Origin of the sequence: Archangium sp. (assembly GCF_036389735.1) — a bacterium.
GTDB lineage: Bacteria > Myxococcota > Myxococcia > Myxococcales > Myxococcaceae > Archangium.
The window spans coordinates 1-18,197 of the sequence record NZ_DASVWK010000460.1; the positions used below are offsets into that span (position 1 = coordinate 1).

Sequence of the window (18,197 nt, forward strand, 5' to 3'; positions counted from 1 at the left end):
CGCCCGCGCTGCACCAGCAGCAGGACGCTCCGGGCGCTCCGGGCGCTCAGGAGCGCCTCCTGGAAGGAGGCAGGCTCAGCGACCGACTGGTTGTTCACCCGGGCGATCAGGTCCCCGGGCTCCAGCCCCACCTCGTCGGCCACCGAGCCGGGGCGCACGGCCTGCACGGACATGGCGCCGCGCACCGGCTTCACCCGCAGTCCCAGCCGGTTCCACGTCAGGGCCTCGATGAGCTGGGGCGGGAACTCCACGGGCGTCACCTGGAGGGTGCGCTGCCCGCCCTCGCGGAAGACGATGAGCGGGAAGGCGGCGCGAGCGGGGTAGCCTCGGGCGCGGGTGACGTAGTCCTCGGCGTCGGAGATGCGCGAGCCGCCCATCTCGGCCAGCACGTCGCCGCGGCGGATGCCGGCCTGATCCGCGGGGCTGCCCGGCTCCACGTCGCTGACGACGACACCGTAGGTGCGGTCCCACCCGAGCTGCCGGGAGAGCCGGGGCGACAGGTCCTGCGTCTCGAGGCCCACCCAGGCCGGGCGCACCTTGCCGAAGCGGGTGAGCTCGTCGACGATGCGGCGCACCTTGTCGGCGGGGATGGCGAAGCCGATGCCCTGGGCGCTGGCGAAGATGGCGGTGTTGATGCCGATGACGTCGCCGTCCACGTTGAGCAGCGGCCCGCCCGAGTTGCCCGGGTTGATGGCCGCGTCCGTCTGGATGAAGTCGTTGTAGGTGCGCCCGTCCGCCTTGAAGGTACGGCCCGTGGCGCTCACCACACCGGACGTCACCGTCTTGCTCAAGCCGAAGGGGCTGCCGATGGCGATGACCGTCTCGCCAATCATCAGATCCGAGCTGGTGCCCAGCTTCGCGGCGGGCAGCGGCTGCTTCGTGCTGACCTTGAGCACGGCCAGGTCGTTGTTGGCGTCACTGCCGATGACCTCGGCTTCCAGCTCGCGCCCATCGGCCAGCACCACGTTGATGGCGGAGGCGCCCCGGATGACGTGGTCGTTGGTGATGATGATGCCGTTGGGGTCCACGAGGACGCCGCTGCCCAGGCCCTGCTGGCGCCGCGACTGCTGCGGGGGCGCGCCGAAGAACTCCTCCAGCGGCGAGCGGCGGCCGCGGAAGGGTGACTCCACCTCGCTCTCGGTGCCGATGAAGACGACCGCGGGGGAGACCTTCTGCACCACCTCCACGATCTCATTGCGCCGCCGGGCCAGATCGGCGCGGGCGTTGGTGGCCCCGGTGAAAGCCAGCACTACGGTCAGCAGCACTCCCCACCGGCTCACTTGGTTCTTCACGTCAAGTCCTCCCTCTGCGTGGTTGCACTGTCGGGTGCGAGACGTCCTGACTGTCGGGAACCCCGCAGCCTTTTGGACATTCCCACTCTCGGGTCTGGTGTCTACGTCCGGGGTTGAAGGCTAATGCATCCATGAGTCTCGTCCTGGTAGCGGACGATGAGCCCGCGGTGCTCGAGGTGCTGAGCCAGGTCGTCGAGGACCTGGGGCACGATGTGATCCAAGCTCGTGACGGCGAGGAGGCGTGGAATCTCGCGCGCTCGCGCCGGCCGAGCCTGGTCGTCACGGATCACATGATGCCCCGCCTGAGTGGTCTGGATCTCTGTCGCAGGCTGAAGGGCGACGAGCTTCTGGGCCGCGTGCCCATCATCCTGTTGAGCGCGGTGCTCCCACATGGTGCGCCGGAAGCCCATGCCTTCCTACACAAGCCCTTCGAGATCACGGACTTCGAGGCGCTGATCCGTCAGGCGTTGACGGAGGCGCCCAGAGCGAAGCCGTTGGAGGGCTCGACGGCGGTGGAGGCCCTGGGGACCTGGGTGGGCAAGGGGCTGGAGGGGCCGCTGTCCACGGCGCGGGCGCAGGTGGAGCGGCTGCGGGTGGAGGGGAAGGCGGACGGAGGGGCGCTGGAGACGCTCGGGGCTCAGCTGGAGACGCTGGAGTCGATGAAGCGGGACATCCAGGAGGCGGCGTACCTGGCGGCGCGCACGGTGACACTGAGTCCGGTGATGGTGGACCTCGGGGAGCTGCTGCGCCACTCGCTGGAGACCTGGAAGCAGGGGCGTCCCGGGGTGAAGTGGACGCTGGAGGCCTCGGCGAGCGCGGTGGAGCTGCGCTTGGATCTGGAGCGGATGCGCCGGGTGGTGGACGCGCTGCTGGGCCACGCGGGGCGACATGGCGGCGAGGTGCGGGTCGAGCTGGAGTCCACGCCGTCGCTGGTGACGGTGCGGGTGAAGGACGCAGGGCCGGGAGTCTCCGACGAGGAGCTGCGCCACCTCTTCGAGCCCTTCCGGGTGGAGGGCTCGGGCAGTGGCCTGGGGCTCTACATCGCCTCGGAGCTGACGCGGCTGCACGGAGGAGGGCTCTCGGTGGAGTCGAAGCGGGGGCAGGGTACGACGTTCAGCGTGATCCTGCCCCGGGGCTGAGCGAGGGCCGAGCTACTTGCGCTCGGACTTCAGCATCCAGCCGATCATCTTGTAGAGCAGCCGGGCGCCCACGTTGCCATCCCACTCGCCACCCTCGGGATCCGGGGCGACCTCGGTGAGGTCGAACCCGACGATGGTGCGGCCGGAGCGGACCACGCCGGCGATCAGCGCGACGGTCTCGGGGAAGGACAACCCGCCAGGGACGGGGGTGCCGGTGTGCGGGCACAGGGTGGGATCCAGCCCGTCGATGTCGAAGGACAGGTAGACGTTCTTCGGCAGGCCCTTGAGCATCTCATCGACCTGCCGGTTCCAGGGGATGCCGTCGAAGCGCTTGTTGTTGATGTCCGAGTCGAAGAAGGCGCGGACACGACCGTTGGAGGCCTCGATGTAGCGGTGTTCGTCCTCGCTCATGTCCCGGATGGCGACCTGGACGAGCGACTTCACGCCGGGGATGCGCTCCATGACGTTGTGCATGATGGAGGCGTGGGACCAGGAGAAGCCCTCGTAGGCATCGCGCAGGTCGGCGTGGGCATCGAGGTGGAGCACGCCGAGGCCGGGGTACTGCTCGGCATGGGCGCGGATGATGCCGTAGGAGATGGAGTGGTCTCCTCCGATGGCGGCGACGCGCTTGCCCTTGGAGAGCCACTCCTTGGCGGTGCGGTAGACGGCGTCGTGGAGCTGCTCGCAGAGCTGGTTGACCTCGGAGGAGGCGGCGCGCAGCTCGGGGTTGGAGTGGTCGATGCCGCCGGCCTCGACGATGGGGGCGGCGCGCTCCTTGGCGCGGGCGTTCCAGGCGCGCCACTGCTCGGGCTCGGGGAGCAGGGCGATGCCGCGCTCGTAGGGGCGACCGGTCTCGACGTCGAAGAGGTCGACCTGCCGGCTGGCCTCGAGGACGGCGGAGGGGCCCTCGGAGGTGCCACCGCCGTAGCTGGTGGTGGCCTCGAAGGGAACGGGGATGAGGACGACGTGGGCCTCATCGGGGGAGTGGGGGAGTCCGAAGATGCCGGAGCCAGGGGCCGCGGCGGCGCTGGGGTCGAAAGCAGCAGGCATGGAGGCGGAGGATATAGCCGACTCAAGCCACCACCCAGAAGCCTCCAAGCACCACCGAGCCAAATGAGGCGACGGCGGGGACATGCCGCAGGAGCAACTCGCGCTTGGGCATGGCACGCGAGCTGGCCGCGAGGGCGGCCGTCAGGGCGGCCATGGCCACGGTGCTGCCGAAGGCGAAACCGCCGATGAACAGCGCCTGCCAGGTGGGCGAGGAGGACACGGCGGCGGGCAGCAGCATCAAGACGGCGGCCGCGCCGGTGAGCCCATGGATGAAGCCGATGGTGAGCACACCGCGAGCCTTCGCCATCCCCTGGACGTGGGACATGGCTGCCTGCTTGTCCGGAGAGCGATAGACCCTCCAGCGGCGCAGGCCGATCACCCCGGTGATCAGGAGCGCCAGCCCGCCCAGGCGGTCGCCATAGGTCCGCAGCACATCGAGATCTAACGCCACGGTGGCGAGCGCCACACCCGCGACGCAGAGCAGGGTACCGAGCGCATGTCCCACCCCCCACAGCAGCCCGACACGCCAGGCCCGCCGGCCGACACCCCAGGAGAGGGGCGCCAGGCTCAGCAGGTGATCCGGGCCGGAGACCGCATGAAGCGCTCCCGAGCCCAATCCAGCGAGTGCCGCAACCATAGGCCTGCTCCTCCTCACTCCGGAACCACGTAGACCGAGACACGCCGCGCTCGGTGTGACGAAGAAGATGCGCCCAGATGGCTGATAACGCCAAGACAAAGTTTGAATCGAATTGATAGCCCAGGGCTATCAGCCAGCCATTTCCCGTCGAAGGTTTGTCGTAGGTTTGTAGTAACGCCGTGGCTTGGGCGTCGCACGCGGCGTGCTCTACTCGTCGGCATGGTCCTCTCCACCGTGCTCACCGTGGCCTCGACCCTCTACTGGGTGACCATGGCCCTCCTGCTGTTCCGGAGCGTGCGCGCCGTGCCGACCCTCCAGGCCCCGCGGGCCCCACCTCCCTCGCGGTGGCCGCGCGTGTCGCTGATCATGCCGGCCCGGGACGAGGAACGCTCGCTGGAGCCCGCGCTGCGCTCCAAGCTGAGGGACACCTATCCCGAGCTCGAACTCGTCCTGGTGGATGATCGCTCGACGGATGGGACGGGCGCGGTGGCCGACGCGTTCGCCCGCACCGAGTCACGCCTCCAGGTGGTCCACGTGGAGCACCTGCCGGAAGGGTGGCTGGGAAAGGTGCACGCCATGCAGCGGGGCCTGGAACGCGCGTCCGGGGAGTGGGTCCTCTTCAGCGACGCGGACATCCACCTGGCGCCCGGGCTGCTCGAGCGCGTCCTCGCCCACGCGGAGCACGAGGGGCTGGACCATGTCTGCATCCTGCCGACCGTGACGTGCTCCGGGGCACTCCTCCAGGCCACGCTCACCAGCTTCTTCCGGATGATCTGCACGGGCGGGAGGCTATGGGCGGTCTCCGACCCGAGCTCCTCGGCGGCCATCGGCATTGGCGCCTTCAACCTCGTACGGCGCTCGGCGCTGGAGCGCACGCCGGGGCTGGAGTGGCTGAAGATGGAGATTGGAGACGACGTGGCGCTGGGGGTGATGCTCAAGCGCTCCGGGGCGCGCCAGGCCGTGCTCAATGGCCGCTCGGAGGTGAGCCTCGAATTCTACCCGTCCCTGCGGGCCCTCACGCGGGCGCTGGAGAAGAACGGCGCGTCCGTCCCGTTCCCCGTGCTCTTCTTCGGCAACCTCTTCCTCGTGGTGCTCGAGTGCGGCCTGCTCGCGGGAGTGCTCTCGGGACACGGGCCGCTGCGACTGCTAGCGGTGGGAACGTGGGCGGTGGCGAGCGGAGTGACACTGGGCCTTTCGCGCTGGCTCGGCTTCCCGCGCTGGCCGGCGTGGATTCCATTCCTCGGCGTGCTGCCCCTGGCATGGGCGATGGTGCGCTCGGGCGTGCTGGCGCTGGTTCGCGGAGGCGTCCTCTGGCGTGGCACGTACTACCCGACGTCCACCGTCCGGGCGGGCTCGCGGATGCGGCTCTGATCCTTGAGGACGCCTAGCTCCTCGGCGAGCGCGGTGAGCACGTCCTGGGCCTCCTCCATCCGCGCTTTGGGCATCCGGGTGAGGAGCCGCTGCACGGCGCTCTCCAACGTGCCGGTGGAGGGGAGGTCCCGTGCACGCCCCGCCGCGGTGAGGAAGAAGAGCGCCTTGCGCCCGTCGCTCGGGTCCGTCTTGCGCACGACCTGGTCGCGCTTCTCCAGGCGCCTCAAGATGCCGGAGAGGGTGCTGGGGTGGACGTGGAGGAGGTGCGCGAGTCGGCCCGCGGAGATGCCGGGGAAGCGCCCCACGAGTCGCACCACCAGCCGCTGCGGGCCCGTCAGCCCCAGCGTGGCCTCCATCCGCTTCGAGGTGGATTGCAGCAGGTGGTCCACGCACCACAACAGGCGCAGGAACTCCAGCACCTCGTCTACCGGCGGTTCCGCGGATGCTGTCGGGAGGGAGGGGGGCGGGTCCATGCCCGGGCACGAGAGCAAGGCCTGTGCCGTTCCCGCCACCGCTGGGAGACGTGCGCGCCCAGGCTTCCTGGTCTGGCAAAGCGCACGTTCCACCGTTGCGAAATGCCGCGTTCTTCATCGGCATGATGACGGGCAAGCAGGGGTGGAGCGGGCTCGATAGGCCCCCCGCCCGGCGATCGGCGCGCCGGGCGTCGCCTTGCGCCAGGGCCTACCTCCTCCCATGGTCTTGGCCATGGGGCGCGCGCGGGTTCACACGGCATCAGAGGAGGGGCTTTGCTAGCGGCTCCGGCCTCCCGCCTCGGCTTCCGGCTCGCCTCCTCCCTGTCCAGGCGTCGGCGTTATCCGCTCCGGCGTCAGGTCGAGGAGTCCGATTGCGGCCCGGCCTGCCTGGAGATGCTCTCCGCCTATCACGGGGCGGAGCGGACCCAGGCCCTGCTGCGCGAGCTCACCCATGTCCGCGCGCCGGGGACCACCCTGTTGGACCTCGCCCGTGCGGCGGAGCGGCTCGGCTTCCGGACCCGGGGCGTCCACGTGGAGGATCCGGGGGACCTCGAGGACACCGAGGGGCAGGCCTTGCTGCCCGCCATCGCCCACTGGGAGGGCAACCACTTCGTCGTCCTCTATGAGGTGAACGCGCGTCAGGCCGTGGTGGGGGACCCCGCCCAGGGCCTGCGGCGCATCCCCCGCGCCGAGCTGCCCCAACACTGGGACGGCATCCTCCTGCTGCTGGAGCCCACCGCGGCCCTCCTCCAGCCCGGGGCTCCGGCGGACGCGCCCTCGCGCCGCCCCACCGCGCTGCGCCGCTTCGGCCTCGGGTTGCTGCGCTACCGCGCGCTGCTGGCGCGGATCGTCCTCGCCACGCTGCTGCTTCAGGGGCTCGCGCTGGCCCAGCCCTTCCTCGTCCAGGGACTGGTGGACAAGGCCGTGGGTCGGCGCGACGTGTCGCTGCTCACCTCCATCGGCGCGGGGCTGGCCGTGCTGCTGGCCGCGCAGGTGGCCGTCACCGTGGCGCGCGGGGCGGCCCTCTTCCTGCTCTCCGGTAGCTACTCGATGCTGCTGCTCACCCGCTTCTGGAAGCAGCTGCTGTCCCTGCCCCTGTCCTTCTTCGCCCGGCGCCACCGGGGCGATCTGCTCAAGCGCATCGAGGACCACCAGCGCATCCGCCGCATCCTCCAGGGCGCCGCCGCCTCCGTGCTGCTCGATCTGGTGCTGCTGGTGGGCTACGGCGTGGTGCTGCTCCTCTATGACACCACCGTCTTCGCCCTCTTCCTCGGAGGCGCGCTCCTCTACGCGGGCTGGACGCTGGTGCTGCTGCCCCGTCGCGGCCTCCTGGATGCCGAGCGCTTCCGCGTGGGCGCCGAGGCCACCCGGCTGGAACTCCAGATGATTGGCGGCATCCAGACGCTCAAGGCCGCGGGTGCCGAGCCGCGGATGCGCGCCGCCTGGGAGCGGCTCCAGGCCCGGGACTTCGCCGCCAGCCGCCGCCTCTGGCTGCTGGACACCCTCCACCAGGGCGGCACCCTCTTCATCAACCAGGCCATGTACCTGGGCATCCTCCTCTACGAGGCCTGGCTCGTCCTCCAGGGGCGCATGTCACTCGGGCAGCTCGTGGCCACCCTCGCCATCCTCGCGCTGGTGCTCGCCCCCCTTCAGAACCTCGTCTCCTTCGTGCACGAGCTCCAGGACGTGGTCCTCTCCCTGCGCCGCGTGGAGGTCATCTACGAGGCCGAACCCGAGCGCTCCGACACCGGCTCCGCGTCCGCCTCCGCGGAGCTGCTCGCCCGTGCCCCGGAGATTCGCCTGGAGCACGTCACCTTCGGCTACGGCTCGCCGGACGCGCCTCCCATCCTGGACGACGTGAGCTTCACCCTGCCCGCCGGGAAGATGACCGCCATCGTGGGCCGCTCCGGCGCCGGGAAGACGACGCTCGCCCATCTGCTGCACGGCCTCTACCCACCCCAGCGCGGGCGCATCCTCTATGACGGCGTTCCCCTGGCGGAGCTCACCCCCGCACGGGTGCGCCGCTCGGTGGCCTACGTCTTCCAGAAGACGGACATCTTCGACGGCACGCTCGCGGAGAACATCGCCCTGGGCGACGAGACGCCCGACCCCGAGCGCCTGCTGCACGCCGCTCGCACCGCGTGCCTGGATGACCTGCTGGCGCTGCCCAATGGCCTGTCCACCCGCATCGGCGAGTCCGGCATCCGCCTCTCCGGCGGCGAGGAGCAGCGCCTCCAGCTCGCGCGTGCCATCTACCGCGACCCGCGCGTGCTCTTCCTCGACGAGGCCACGAGCCACCTGGACGCCTCCACCGAGCGCGCCATCACCGAGTCGCTCCAGCGCGAGGCGACCGGGCGCACCGTGGTGGTGGTGGCGCACCGGCTCTCCACGGTGCGCCGGGCGGATCTCATCGTCGTGCTGGAGCGCGGGCGCGTGGTGGAGCAGGGCACCCACGAGGAACTTCTGGCCCGCGAGGGCGGTTGCTACCGCGCGTTGGTGGAGAACCAGATGGAGGGTTGAGGGGTGCGCCCGGTGAACGAGGACGACGAGCCGGCTTTGACCGAGGAACTGCGGACCGTCATGCGCCCGCGCTCCGTGTGGCCCCTCGTCCTGCTGGTGCTGTTCGCGCTGGCCCTGGCCGTGCTGGCGCTCGTGGCCTCGCGGACGTTTCTCTCGGGGCTGTGGGGTTGAGGCGAAGCGAGTCGGCGGGGCGGTGCCCCACCGGCCCTGTGAATCAGAGCGTCTCGACTAGCAACCACAGCCCGGGGGCTCTTCGCCGCAGGCCAGGGTGGTGATCTCCGGGCAGGGCCTGGGCAGCACCGAGACTCCGGTTCCGCCCTGAATGCGGGCGAGGTCCTGCACGAACAACTCCTTGATCTTCTTGACCTTCTTCTCCTTCTCCTGCGCCATGACATCCTCCAGCGAGTAGGGCCCCGCGAACCTCCTCGCGGGACGACAGGTCCGGAGGGGCCTGCTGTCAGGAAAACGACCCCCGGACAGGGTCCAGTCCAAGGCAGGCGAGAAGGGCATCCCCGTGCGTTCGCCCGCCCGCCGGGGTGATGGGCGGCAGGTGGCTCGTGACGTCAGGGAATGGGCGCGCGGGCGGCACGCGCGAGGGCCCGGGCCAGGTGACCGAGGAGGTCCGTGCCCGCGCGTGCGTCGAAGCCGAGGAACATGGGCGAGGCGTTGAGTTCGAGGAAGCGCAGCGTGCCTCGCGCGTCGCGCTTGAGGTCCATCCCCGTCCAGCGCAGGCCCACCACCTCCGTGGCCCGGAGGCACTGGCGCGCCACCTCGGGCGGCAGCTCGAAGGGCTCGATGCGCTCCTCGTGCTGCCGGAAGTCGAGCGCGCTCGAGACGATGCGCAGGCTGGCGAGGAGCTCCCCATCGAGCACGTAGACGCGCACATCCTCACCGGGCATCAACTCCTGGAAGGTGACGGGCGCGGCCTCCAGTGCGCAGAGCCGGGCGTCGGAGAGGTCCTCGGGGCCCAGCTCCTGGGTGGCCGCGCCGCCCTCGACGGGCTTGTAGGCCACGCGCCGGCCGGCGGCGAAGCGGCGCACCGCCTCCGGGTCGTTCGTCCAGAGCGACTCCGGCACCGGCAGCCCCGCGTGGGCCAGCAGGGAGAGCTGCACCGGCTTGGGGGTACGCCAGTCGGCGGCGAGCGGGTTGTAGACGGGCACGCCCATCGCCTCCCAGCGCCCCACCAGCCCTCGGATGAGGGTGGCCTTCTCGCGGAAGGCGACGAGCGTGGTGCGCCAGTCGTCGTCCATGGCCTCGGTCGCGTCCACGCCGAAGGTGAGCGGATGGGCGTGGTAGCTGCGCAGGTAGACGGCCCCGGGGCGCCCGAGCCGGCGCCCGTCCAGGGTGATGCCGTCGAGGTCTTCCGTCAGGGCCAGCCGCGTCTCCTGGGGAAAGGTGAGGGTGTCCACCACGAGGGCCTCCACGCCCTCCTGCTCGACCCGGCGCGCCACCTCGGACACGTGCGGGTCATCGCGAGAGCCCACGAGGAAGACGGGCCGGGCGGGGGTGGGGGTCGTCATGGGGTGGGTGCTCCTTCCGGGTTCACGAGCAGCTCCGGCCGGTCGAGCCACGAGGCGACGTGGGCCAGGGGCGCCTCACAGCGACGTCCCTCGAAGAAGAGGGTGGGGAGGCCCCGCGCATGGCGCTGCTTGAGGGTGGCGGCCGCGCGCACCCGGGCCTGGGCGGGCGCGCGTGCCTCCGCGAGGGTCTCGGGCGCCCGTGCGGCCTGGGCCGCCACGAGCGCCAGGGGCTCCTCGGCCTCCAGCAGGCGTCTGTAGTCCCGCTTCGCCGCGCGGAAGAGCTGGAGGAAGACCTCGCCGCCCCAGGCCACCCCGGCCGCCGCGAGCGCCTCGCAGGCTCTCGAATCCCTGGGGTCCTCCGGGTCCATGGGCGCGAGCGCCACGTGGGCGCGTACCTGGTGTCCGCGCCGTGCCACCAATGCCTCCAACTCCTCCAGCATGGGGCCGCAGTGGCCGCAGGCGGGATGGGCGAGCACGACGAGCACATGGGGCGCGTCCGCCGCGCCCAGCCGGGGGCCCAGGGCCTCGCCCTCCAGCGCCAGCCGTGGCTCCAGCGAGAGCTGAGCGAGCGTGGCCAGGGGCGAGCGCAGCAGGCGCGCATGCTGCCGGAGCAGGGTCTCCTCCTCGTCTCCCCGGGAGAAGAGAGGCACCGCGGTCGAGAGCAGCAGCCCGAGGAGGAGCAGCAGCAGGAGGGCGGCCGGAAGCAACCCGGGAGGCGGGGAGGGACTGGCCGGCCAGAGGACGAAGAGGAAGAGGGCCGCGCCGGTGAGGTCCACCGCGTGCACCACCATGCAGAGGGTGCAGAAGCGCCGCAGTCGAGCCTGCGCCACCACGAGCAGCACGGAGAGGGGCAGGGTGGGGAGGAAGGCCACTCCCGCGAGCCACGTGGGCGCGGTGCTTCCGCCGAGGGAGGAGGCCGCCAACAGCAGCAGGAGGGCCCCGAAGAAGGCCGTGCCCAGCCCGGCCAGTGGGACACCGGCGGGGCGTGCCCACTCCGAGCGGAGCACGCTCTCGCAATCGAGCGGCCCGTTGCCACCACAGAGGAGGGAGGCCTTGCCCCCGCGCGTCCAGGAGAGCGCCGCGAGCGACGCCGCCAGCCCCACCGTGGCGAGCCCGGTCAGCACCGCGGTGAGCCAGCGTTGCCCGGGGGGTTGGGCGAGGACGGCCAGCACGAGCAGCATCCCCAGGGGCACGGCCAGTGCGACGCGGGGCGCCTTCAGCCTCCACTCCTCGAGGAGGAACTCGCGCGCGCGATGCCGGAGGTAGCCCGGCTCGGGCTCGCCTGTGCCGTCACGCTCGAACAGCACCACCACCCCGGACCAGAGCGCCGCGAGCGCCTCCCGCCCCACCTCCCGGCTGCCCCGCTGGCTGTCCCAGAGGCGATAGGTGCCAGGGGTGTCAGCGCCAGGTGGAGTCACCGCTTCGAGGAGCCCGAAGCCGCTCTGGGGACCGGACTGGAAGTGCAGGAGGGCGGGCAGCTCGTCCGCGTCCAGTGCGTCGAGCACCTCCAGGTCTCCCTGGCCGGCGGTGGCCTTCAACCCCAGCGAGGGCGCTACCTGCACCAGAGCCAGGAGCGAGCCCGGCTGCGGATGGTGCGCGAGCAGCTCTCGCACATGCGTGCGGGAGTAGCGTGGGCCCAGACGTCGGGCCACCTCGACGAGAACCTCCGCCGGGCCATCGCTGGGAACCTCGGGATCGCGGAGCATGGGGACGCGCGCCGAAGGTAGGGCGCGTCCTGGCTCCGTGCCAGCAAGGCGGGACTTCAATTGTAGTCGACTACAATTGGTGTCGTATTTCGCCCTACCTTGATTGTAGTCGACTACAACCGAAGCCCGTCGTGGGTGCTCAGCCGCGCGAGGCCGTAACGTCTGAACCTCCATGGACCTGGCTCTCTATCGTTCCTTCACTCAGCAACTGCGCGCCCGGCTGGAGTCCGATGCGCGCGTGCTGGGACTGGTCGCGGTGGGGTCGATGGCCGAACTCGGGCGGACGCCAGACGCGTGGTCGGACCACGACTTCTTCGTGATCACCGTCGCGGGTGCACAGGAGTCGTTCCGTCAGGACCTGGGCTGGTTGCCCGAGAGTGAGCGCATCGTGCTGAAGGTGCGCGAGACGGCGCATGGGCTCAAGGTGCTCTACGACGATGGCCACCTGCTGGAGTTCGCGATCTTCGACGAAGCCGAGCTGCACCTGGCGAGGGTGAACGACTATCGCGTGCTGTTCGACCGCGCGCACCTCGAGGCCGACCTGGGGCACCTGTGCACGACGTCCGCCGCCGAGGCCGCCTCCGTCGACGTGGAGCGCTCCTTCGCCCTCTTCCTGTCGGCGCTGCTGGTCGGCGCGGGACGTGTCGCGCGCGGTGAGGTGCTCAGTGGCTCCTCCTTCATCAAGCAGCATGCGCTGGGTCATCTGTTGCTCACCTTGACGCACTGTCTGCCCAAGGGGCGCGAGACCCAACTCGACAACCTCGACCCGTTCCGCCGCTTCGAGCGGGAGTTCCCGGAGCAGGGGCGGACGCTCCACCAACTGTTGCCGCTCGAGCCTGGCCTCTGTGCCCGGCGACTCCTCCTCTTCGCGGAGGAGCAGCTCTCGCACCGGATGGAGCGTTATCCGGCCCGGGCGGTGGGGGTCCTGAGGAACCAACTGGAGCAGTGGCTCCAGTCGGAGGGGTAGGGGAAACGCGGTTCGGGCATGATGGCCTCCATGTCTCCGCCGTCTTCTCCTCCGCTCCCCTCGAAGGCCCCCACCCCCGGAGAGCTCGCCCGGGCGCAGCAGCGCGCGGGCCGTTCCGCCTTGCTGGGACTGGTGTTGCTCGGCATGGCGGCGTTGATCAGCCCCCTGCTCGCCTACCGGACGGACTTGAGGAATGCCCGCGAGGAGGTGCTCGAGCACCTCTCCGATCAAGCCCAGCTCCAGGCCGAGGCGCTGGGCGTGCACCTGGGGCTGCTGGAAGCGGAGCTGCGCCGCCTGGCCGAGCACCCGCACTTCTCCCCCGAGAATGGCTTCTCCGAGGCGGACGTGGCGGTGCTGGACAGCGCCTTCCACCACTCGTCCCTCTTCTCCGAGGGCGTTGCCATGCTCACCTCCTCGGGGCGCCGCGTGTGGAGCGACCCGCCCGACATGGCCCTGGGGAACTCCCCCCTGACCACCCGCTCCTGGTTCCGCCGGGTGCTGGCGGAGGGCGTCCCGGACATCCACCTGCTGGAGGGGGAGGGCGGACCCCTGGTGGTGGCGATGCCCATCCTGCGCACCGGGCAGGTGGTGGGGGTCCTGGTGGGAGAGCTGCGCTCGGGAGCACGCCCGCTTCCAGGCGTCCGCATGGGGGGTGGAGAGTTCTCGCTGTTGCTGGATGCGGATGGCCACCTGCTGCTGCCGGTGCCCTCGCCGTTCAAATGGACTCCGGGGAGCGCCTCGGCCCTGCGCGCCCTCGTCGAGACGCCTGGGCCCCTCACCCTGGACGGCATGCGCATGCTGGGCGCGGCGGCTCCGGTTCCGGTCCCCGGGGGCGTCGGCGGCATGCTGCTGGCCGTGGTGGAGGACGAGGGACGGGACACGAGGCTCCTGCGGCGCCGCTTCCTCGGGCAGCTCCTCCTGCACCTCGCCCTGCTGGGCGGCACGGTGCTCATCTTCACCCTGCTGCTGCGGCGCTCGTACCACGCGCTGCTCGCCGCGGAGGAGCGGCTGCGGCACCAGGAGACGATGGCCGCGCTGGGCACCGCCAGCCAACTCATCGCCCATGAGGTGAAGAATGCCCTCAACGGCATCCAGGCGGCCCTGTCCCTGCTGAGACCCGCCACCTCCGGGGGCGAGGTGGCCCTGCCCGCCTTGCGCGCCCAGATCCAGCGACTGGGGAACCTGGCCCGCTCCCTGCTGTCCTTCGGCAAACCGCAGGTCGCCCTGCGCCGCACCTGCGCGCTGCACCTGCTGGTGGAGGAGGCCCTCCAATCGGTGCGCCTGGTGCCGGAGTCCGAGGACGTCTCGCTCACCACCTCGCTGGCGGAGGGCCTCACCGTACAGGCCGACCCGGCGCTCCTGGTGTCCGCCATCGACAACCTGCTGCGCAACGCGGTGGAGGCCGGCGCGGTGGCGCGCGACACGGGGCTGCGGCCCACTGCCTGGGTGCGGGTGACGCTCACGCGCGAGGCCGACGAGGCCGTGCTGGTGGTGGAGGACAACGCGGGCGGCGTGGACCCGGAGCTGGAGCCGCGCCTGTGGGAGCCCTTCGCCACCGCGCGAGCCAAGGGCGTGGGCCTGGGACTCCCCATGGCCCGCACCGCCGTGGAGGCCCACGGAGGCAGCCTCACCTATACTCGCCTGCCCGAAGGCAGCCGCTTCAGCCTGCGGCTTCCCCTGGAGCGTGCCGCATGAGTACCTCGCTGTTGCTGGTGGATGACGACCGGACCTTCTCCTCGCTCGCCGCCTCCGTCCTCTCCCAGGAGGGCTTCCAGGTGCGCACGGCCCGCTCGCTGCACGAGACGCGCGCGGCCCTCGCCCGCGAGGCGCCGGATCTGGTCATCCTCGACCGGCGGCTGCCGGATGGAGATGGGCTCACCTTCCTGCCCGAGCTGCGCGCCCAGCTTCCCGGCACCGTGGTGTTGATGGTGACGGCGCACGGGGACATCGCCAGCGCGGTGGAAGCCATCAAGGCGGGCGCGCGCGACTACCTGGCCAAGCCGGTGGAGCTGGATGACCTGGTGCTGCGCGCGCGCCGGGCCGCCGAGGACGTGCAGCTCCAGGAGCGCTTGAGTCGGGCGGAGAGCGAGCTGGGGGGACGGCGTCGCCTGCTCACGCCGCGCTCGCCCGCCATGCGGCAGACGATGCAGATGCTGGAGCGCATCGCCACCGCGCCCCGCAGCCCCGTCCTCCTGCTGGGGGAGACGGGCGTGGGCAAGGAGGTGCTCGCCCGCTACCTGCATGCGCTGCGCAAGGAGCAGGGGCCCTTCGTCCACATCAACTGCGCCGCCCTGCCGGACACCCTGGTGGAGAGCGAGCTGTTCGGCCACGAGCGCAGCGCCTTCACCGACGCGCGCACCGCCCGGCGTGGCCTGGTGGAGGTGGCCAACGGCGGCCTGCTCTTCCTCGATGAGGTGGGCGAGCTGCCGCTGGCGCTCCAGGCCAAGCTGCTCATCTTCCTGGACAAGGGCGCCTTCCGGCGGCTGGGGGGCAGCACCGAGCTGACCAGCACCGCGCGCGTGGTGGCCGCCACCAACCGCAACCTCACCGAGGAGGTGGCCGCCGGCCGCTTCCGGGAGGACCTCTACTTCCGCTTGAGCGTCTTCAAGGTGGAGGTGCCGCCATTGCGTGGGCGGCGCGAGGACGTGCTGCCGCTGGCCGAGTCGCTGGTGGCCGAGTTGTGCGCGGAACTGGGCCGCCGCCCGGTGGGCTTCTCCGCCGCCGCGCGCGAGCGGCTCGAGCGCTACCCCTTCCCCGGCAACGTGCGTGAGCTGCGCAACGTGCTCGAGCGCGCCCTGGTGCTCGAGAGCGGCCCCTCCCTGGAGCTGGAGGCGCTCGCGCCGGGCTCCCGGGGCCCGTCCGCCGCCGTCGACCCCGAGGCCTTCGTGGTGGGAGGCCCCCCGCGCCCCCTGGAGCAGGTGGAGCAGCTCTACGTGCGGCACGTGCTCGAACGCCTGGGGGGGCGGCGGATGGATGCCGCGCGTGCCCTCGGCATCTCCTACCCCACCTTCCTGCGCCGGCTCGGCGAGGAGTGAAGGCCGCTCGCCCGTGGGGCGGGCGATTCAAGACTTTTTCAGTCCGCTCCGGGCCACTTCAAGATTCTTGAAGTCCCGCCTACCGCTCCCCGGCCTTCCTCAGAGGGACGCGCCCCTCCACGGCCCTGGCATCCCTCTTGCGTAGGAGGGACCCGAATCGCGCCACGCCCCTTGGGGGACGCCTGGCGCCTGCGTCTTCGGGAGGCGGTAATCGTGATGACGTTGAACGAGAAGGGGACCGGGTCCACCGGCTCCCTCAAGAGCGTGCTGGCGAGTGATGTGCCAGCCTCGCTGGTGGTCTTCCTGGTGGCCCTGCCCTTGTGCATGGGCATCGCCCTGGCCTCGGGCGCCCCCATCATGGCCGGCCTCATCGCCGGGGTGGTGGGCGGGCTGGTGGTCGGGCTGTTTGGCGGCGCGCCGCTGCTGGTGAGTGGCCCGGCGGCGGGGCTGGCGGTGATGGTGTTCGGCTTCATCCAGGAGCTGGGCTTTGGCGTCACCTGCGCCGCGGTGGTGGGCGCGGGGCTGATCCAGATGGCGCTCGGAGGCGCGAAGGTGGCGCGCACCGCGCTGGGCATCTCCCCGGCCGTCATCCACGGCATGCTGGCGGGCATCGGCATCCTCATCGTCCTGGGCCAGCTCCACATCGTGCTGGGCGGAGCGCCACAGTCCAACGCCTGGGCCAACCTGCGCGAGCTGCCGGAGCAGATCGCCGACCTGCACGGCCCCGCGACGATGCTGGGCCTGCTGACCATCGGCGTGCTGGTGGTGTGGCAACTCCTGCCCGCGGGGCGCCTCAAGCAGGTGCCCGGGCCGCTGGTGGCGGTGGTGGGCGCTTCGCTCGCCGCGGCGGTGTGGGGCGCGGACGTGAAGCGGGTGCAGCTGACCGGCGACTTCTTCAGCAGCCTCCAGCTTCCCTCGCTGCCCCAGGGCAACTGGGGTCCCTTCATCACCGCGGTGCTCTCGCTGGCCCTGGTGGCCAGCGCCGAGTCGCTGCTGAGCGCGGTGGCCACCGACAAGCTGCACACCGGCTCGCGCGCCAACCTGGACAAGGAGCTGTTCGCGCAGGGCCTGGCCAACACCCTCTCGGGTCTGGCCGGCGGTCTGCCCATCACCGGCGTCATCGTGCGCAGCGCCGCCAACATCGCCGCGGGGGCCAAGACGCGCGCGTCCGCCTTCCTGCACGGCGTGTGGATGCTGCTGTTCATCACCCTGCTCGGCTCCATGCTGGGGCTGGTGCCCCTCACCGTGCTCGCCGGCCTGCTCGTCTTCGTGGGCGCGAAGCTGGTGAACACGCACCACATCCAGGAGCTGCGCCGCCGCGGGGAGCTGCCCGTGTACGTGGTGACGGTGGCGGGCGTGGTGGGCGTCAACCTGCTGGCGGGTATTGGCATGGGCCTGGCGCTGGCGGTGCTCCGGCTGCTGTGGCGGCTGGGCCGGGTGGAGGTGGACGTGCGGCAGGCCGGTGAGGTGCACCAGGTGCGCGTCGGCGGCGCCCTCACCTTCGTGGGCGTGCCCCAGCTGTCCGCCGCGCTCGCCCAGGTGCCCGTGGGCGCTCGGGTGGAGCTGGATCTCGCGGTGGAGGCACTGGACCACTCCGGCTACGAGGCCCTGGACAACTGGTGTCAGACGCACCGCAAGACCGGCGGCAAGGTGTGGATGGAGCCGCTGGAGGAGGTGTGGACCCGTAAGGGCGCCACCTCCGCCGTCCCCGCTGTCCCCGCAGTCCCCGTTGTACCCCCTTCTTCTCCTTCCACTTCTCTCTCCTCCGAAGGTGTCCGATGAAAAAGCTCGTCAAGGGTCTGCTCGACTTCCAGCGTCACGGTCTCCCCGCCTACCGCGCCACCTTCGCGCGCCTGGCCAATGGACAGACGCCAGACTGTCTCTTCATCACCTGCGCCGACAGCCGCGTGGTGCCCAACCTCCTGGTGTCCACGGACCCGGGTGACCTCTTCGTGATGCGCAACGTGGGCAACATGGTGTCGCCCTCGGACGCGACCGGTCAGTCCGTGGCCGACTGGTCCGAGGCGGCGGCGGTGGAGTTCGCCCTGCTGCACCTGCCGGTGGAGGACGTGGTGGTGTGCGGCCACTCGAGCTGCGGGGCCATGAAGGCCCTGCTGGCGGGGAACGTGAGGGACGAGCGAGCCCCCAACCTCGGCAACTGGCTGGACCTGGGCCGCGCCGCCCTCCAGACCCTCGAGCGCGGCGGTCCGGTGGGGGAGGGGCTGCCCCCGGCGGACCGGCTCAGCCAGCTCAACGTGCTCCAGCAGATGGAGCACCTGCGGACCTACCCGCTGGTGCGCGAGCGCCTGGCGGCGGGCACCTTGCGGCTGCACGGCTGGTGGTTCGACATCCGCCACGCGCAGGTGCTCGTCTACCGCCCGGACCGCGAGCGCTTCGTCCCCATCGATGAGGTGGAGGGGGAGCGGATGCTCGCGGAGCTGGGGGCGAACAGCGTGAACCCGTCCAGTACGGCCGCCTGACGGCGGG

Annotated in this window: 16 protein-coding genes; 9 read left to right on the plus strand and 7 right to left on the minus strand. The window is 71.2% G+C overall.

Translation table 11 applies throughout. The annotated features are described in order from the left end of the window. Positions 1 to 1,292: trypsin-like peptidase domain-containing protein (locus VF794_RS16430; protein WP_331111464.1), on the minus strand; the 1,292-nt coding region annotated here is incomplete at its 3' end. A gap of 131 nt (positions 1,293 to 1,423) precedes the next feature. Here VF794_RS16430 and VF794_RS16435 point away from each other — a divergent pair. Beyond that, positions 1,424 to 2,431 (plus strand): ATP-binding response regulator, encoded by a 1,008-nt coding sequence (locus VF794_RS16435; protein WP_331111465.1) that lies wholly within the window; start codon positions 1,424 to 1,426, stop codon positions 2,429 to 2,431. A 12-nt stretch (positions 2,432 to 2,443) separates the two neighbouring features. Here the strand turns inward: VF794_RS16435 and VF794_RS16440 are convergent, their stop codons facing one another. After that, positions 2,444 to 3,481, minus strand: coding sequence for an agmatinase family protein (locus VF794_RS16440; protein ID WP_331111467.1), 1,038 nt, complete (start codon positions 3,479 to 3,481; stop codon positions 2,444 to 2,446). 22 nt (positions 3,482 to 3,503) lie between these two features. Beyond that, complete coding sequence (locus VF794_RS16445) at positions 3,504 to 4,118, minus strand: hypothetical protein (protein ID WP_331111469.1); 615 nt, start codon at positions 4,116 to 4,118, stop codon at positions 3,504 to 3,506. A 219-nt stretch (positions 4,119 to 4,337) separates the two neighbouring features. On the opposite strand from VF794_RS16445, the gene VF794_RS16450 reads away from it, so the two are divergent. Further along, positions 4,338 to 5,489 (plus strand): glycosyltransferase family 2 protein, encoded by a 1,152-nt coding sequence (locus tag VF794_RS16450; protein WP_331111471.1) that lies wholly within the window; start codon positions 4,338 to 4,340, stop codon positions 5,487 to 5,489. Here the strand turns inward: VF794_RS16450 and VF794_RS16455 are convergent. Then, complete coding sequence (locus VF794_RS16455) at positions 5,444 to 5,962, minus strand: MarR family winged helix-turn-helix transcriptional regulator (RefSeq protein ID WP_331111472.1); 519 nt, start codon at positions 5,960 to 5,962, stop codon at positions 5,444 to 5,446. The genes VF794_RS16450 and VF794_RS16455 overlap by 46 nt on opposite strands. 273 nt (positions 5,963 to 6,235) lie before the next feature. On the opposite strand from VF794_RS16455, the gene VF794_RS16460 reads away from it, so the two are divergent. Together VF794_RS16460 and VF794_RS16465 are read left to right on the plus strand one after the other, a co-directional pair. Then, complete coding sequence (locus VF794_RS16460; protein WP_331111474.1) at positions 6,236 to 8,482, plus strand: peptidase domain-containing ABC transporter; 2,247 nt, start codon at positions 6,236 to 6,238, stop codon at positions 8,480 to 8,482. A gap of 3 nt (positions 8,483 to 8,485) precedes the next feature. After that, positions 8,486 to 8,653 carry a hypothetical protein gene (locus tag VF794_RS16465; RefSeq protein WP_331111476.1) on the plus strand — a complete coding sequence of 56 codons (168 nt, stop codon included), beginning with the start codon at positions 8,486 to 8,488 and terminating at the stop codon, positions 8,651 to 8,653. A gap of 57 nt (positions 8,654 to 8,710) precedes the next feature. Here the strand turns inward: VF794_RS16465 and VF794_RS16470 are convergent, their stop codons facing one another. The 3 genes from VF794_RS16470 to VF794_RS16480 all read right to left on the minus strand — a co-directional run bounded on the left by VF794_RS16470 (position 8,711) and on the right by VF794_RS16480 (position 11,708). After that, on the minus strand, positions 8,711 to 8,872 hold the full coding sequence (locus VF794_RS16470) for a hypothetical protein (RefSeq protein ID WP_331111478.1): 162 nt from the start codon (positions 8,870 to 8,872) through the stop codon (positions 8,711 to 8,713). A gap of 173 nt (positions 8,873 to 9,045) precedes the next feature. Continuing rightward, the gene (locus VF794_RS16475) at positions 9,046 to 10,002 is read right to left on the minus strand and encodes a hypothetical protein (RefSeq protein ID WP_331111480.1); all 957 of its coding nucleotides are present in this window, start codon (positions 10,000 to 10,002) and stop codon (positions 9,046 to 9,048) included. Further along, on the minus strand, positions 9,999 to 11,708 hold the full coding sequence (locus VF794_RS16480; RefSeq protein ID WP_331111482.1) for a vitamin K epoxide reductase family protein: 1,710 nt from the start codon (positions 11,706 to 11,708) through the stop codon (positions 9,999 to 10,001). The genes VF794_RS16475 and VF794_RS16480 overlap by 4 nt, the downstream gene beginning before the upstream one ends. A 172-nt stretch (positions 11,709 to 11,880) precedes the next feature. On the opposite strand from VF794_RS16480, the gene VF794_RS16485 reads away from it, so the two are divergent. From VF794_RS16485 to VF794_RS16505, 5 genes are all read left to right on the plus strand, one after another. Further along, positions 11,881 to 12,675, plus strand: coding sequence for a hypothetical protein (locus tag VF794_RS16485; protein WP_331111484.1), 795 nt, complete (start codon positions 11,881 to 11,883; stop codon positions 12,673 to 12,675). 18 nt (positions 12,676 to 12,693) lie between these two features. After that, on the plus strand, positions 12,694 to 14,370 hold the full coding sequence (locus VF794_RS16490; protein WP_414640914.1) for a sensor histidine kinase: 1,677 nt from the start codon (positions 12,694 to 12,696) through the stop codon (positions 14,368 to 14,370). Further along, on the plus strand, positions 14,367 to 15,710 hold the full coding sequence (locus tag VF794_RS16495) for a sigma-54 dependent transcriptional regulator (RefSeq protein ID WP_331111488.1): 1,344 nt from the start codon (positions 14,367 to 14,369) through the stop codon (positions 15,708 to 15,710). The genes VF794_RS16490 and VF794_RS16495 overlap by 4 nt, the downstream gene beginning before the upstream one ends. A gap of 216 nt (positions 15,711 to 15,926) precedes the next feature. Continuing rightward, on the plus strand, positions 15,927 to 17,492 hold the full coding sequence (locus VF794_RS16500; protein WP_331111492.1) for a SulP family inorganic anion transporter: 1,566 nt from the start codon (positions 15,927 to 15,929) through the stop codon (positions 17,490 to 17,492). After that, positions 17,489 to 18,190: a carbonic anhydrase gene (locus VF794_RS16505; protein WP_331111490.1), complete on the plus strand. Its 702-nt coding sequence runs from the start codon at positions 17,489 to 17,491 to the stop codon at positions 18,188 to 18,190. Before VF794_RS16500 ends, VF794_RS16505 begins: the two co-directional genes overlap by 4 nt. Positions 18,191 to 18,197: the final 7 nt, after the last annotated feature.

Bases quoted from the DNA above. Each gene is read 5' to 3' on its own strand.
- VF794_RS16435 (WP_331111465.1), top strand. From the start codon at position 1,424: ATGAGTCTCGTCCTGGTAGCGGACGATGAGCCCGCGGTGCTCGAGGTG.
- VF794_RS16440 (WP_331111467.1), bottom strand. From the start codon at position 3,481: ATGCCTGCTGCTTTCGACCCCAGCGCCGCCGCGGCCCCTGGCTCCGGC.
- VF794_RS16445 (WP_331111469.1), bottom strand. From the start codon at position 4,118: ATGGTTGCGGCACTCGCTGGATTGGGCTCGGGAGCGCTTCATGCGGTC.
- VF794_RS16450 (WP_331111471.1), top strand. From the start codon at position 4,338: ATGGTCCTCTCCACCGTGCTCACCGTGGCCTCGACCCTCTACTGGGTG.
- VF794_RS16455 (WP_331111472.1), bottom strand. From the start codon at position 5,962: ATGGACCCGCCCCCCTCCCTCCCGACAGCATCCGCGGAACCGCCGGTA.
- VF794_RS16470 (WP_331111478.1), bottom strand. From the start codon at position 8,872: ATGGCGCAGGAGAAGGAGAAGAAGGTCAAGAAGATCAAGGAGTTGTTC.
- VF794_RS16475 (WP_331111480.1), bottom strand. From the start codon at position 10,002: ATGACGACCCCCACCCCCGCCCGGCCCGTCTTCCTCGTGGGCTCTCGC.
- VF794_RS16480 (WP_331111482.1), bottom strand. From the start codon at position 11,708: ATGCTCCGCGATCCCGAGGTTCCCAGCGATGGCCCGGCGGAGGTTCTC.
- VF794_RS16485 (WP_331111484.1), top strand. From the start codon at position 11,881: ATGGACCTGGCTCTCTATCGTTCCTTCACTCAGCAACTGCGCGCCCGG.
- VF794_RS16490 (WP_414640914.1), top strand. From the start codon at position 12,694: ATGATGGCCTCCATGTCTCCGCCGTCTTCTCCTCCGCTCCCCTCGAAG.
- VF794_RS16495 (WP_331111488.1), top strand. From the start codon at position 14,367: ATGAGTACCTCGCTGTTGCTGGTGGATGACGACCGGACCTTCTCCTCG.
- VF794_RS16500 (WP_331111492.1), top strand. From the start codon at position 15,927: ATGACGTTGAACGAGAAGGGGACCGGGTCCACCGGCTCCCTCAAGAGC.
- VF794_RS16505 (WP_331111490.1), top strand. From the start codon at position 17,489: ATGAAAAAGCTCGTCAAGGGTCTGCTCGACTTCCAGCGTCACGGTCTC.